Origin of the sequence: Streptomyces alkaliphilus (assembly GCF_014141535.1) — a bacterium.
Taxonomy (GTDB): Bacteria; Actinomycetota; Actinomycetes; order Streptomycetales; family Streptomycetaceae; genus Streptomyces; species Streptomyces alkaliphilus.
Genome location: NZ_VKHT01001268.1, coordinates 1 through 1,202, shown reverse-complemented (window position 1 = coordinate 1,202; position 1,202 = coordinate 1). Strand labels below are relative to the sequence as shown.

Here is a 1,202-nt window from a genome sequence, read left to right as displayed (position 1 = left end):
GGGTCGGGTCGGCCCGGGGGGATCAGCTCATGCCGATCCGCTTCATGACCCGCAGCGCGCGGGTCATCAGGACGGCGTGGGCGCGGTTGTCCATGCCGAGGGCGGGTCCCAACGGCAGCAGGCGCTGCCGGGCCACGGTCTGGGCCTCGGTGAAGCGCAGGAGGCCCTCGGCGCCGTGCCGGCGGCCTATCCCGGAGTCGCCCATGCCACCCATGGGGGCACGGACGCTGCCGTAGGCGGCGCCGTAGCCCTCGTTGATGTTGACGGTGCCGGTGCGCAGGCGGGCGGCGATGGCCCCGGCGCGGCGGATGTCGCGGCTCCACACCGAGGCGTTCAGACCGTAGGAGCCGGCGTCGGCCAGGCGCAGCGCCTCCTCGTCGTCGGCGAAGCGGTGGACGGCGACGACCGGCCCGAAGGTCTCCTCGGCGTGCATCTCCATGTCGGGGGTGACGCCCTCCAAAACGGTGGGTTCGTGGAACCAGGGCCCGAGATCGGGGCGGGGCCGACCGCCGGTGAGGATCCGGGCGCCGCCGGCGACGGCGTCGGTGACGTGCCGGGTGACCACGTCGAGTTGGGCGCGGGAGGAGAGCGAGCCGAGGTCGATGTCCCAGTCGAGGCCCGGGCCCATCCGCAGGGCGGTGGTGCGGGCGAGGAAGCGCTCGAGGAAGGCGTCGGCGATCCGCTCGTGGACCAGCAGGCGCTCGATGGAGACGCACAGTTGGCCGGCGGAGGTGAAGCAGGCCCGTACGGCGCCCTCGGCGGCCCGGTCGGGGTCGGCGTCGTCGAGGACGAGCATCGGATTCTTGCCGCCGAGTTCGAGGTCCACGCCGATCAGGCGGTCGCCGGCGGCCCTGGCGACCTGTCGGCCGGTGCGGGTGGAGCCGGTGAAGGAGAGGTGGTCCACGACGGCGATCACCGCCGGGCCGACGACCGGCCCGGCGCCGAGGACGATCTGCCACACCGCCGGGGGCAGCCCGGCCTCGATGAGCAGCCGGCGGGCCCACAGGGCGGTGAGGGCGGTCTCGGTGTCGGGCTTCATCAGCAGCGCGTTGCCGGCGACCAGTGCGGGCAGGGCGTCCCCGACCGTGAGTTCCAGGGGGTAGTTCCAGGGGGCGATGATCCCGACGAGGCCGCGCGGGCGGCGGTGCTCCACCGCGGTGGTCAGGCCGGGGACGGCCCCGGTGTGGCGGTGGGGTCGCAGG

At 74.6% G+C, this 1,202-nt stretch carries 1 protein-coding gene; it reads right to left on the bottom strand.

The window, feature by feature from the left end; translation table 11 throughout:
- Nucleotides 1–22: 22 nt before the first annotated feature.
- Nucleotides 23–1,202: succinic semialdehyde dehydrogenase (locus tag FNQ90_RS23880; RefSeq protein WP_182608247.1), on the bottom strand; the 1,180-nt coding region annotated here is incomplete at its 5' end.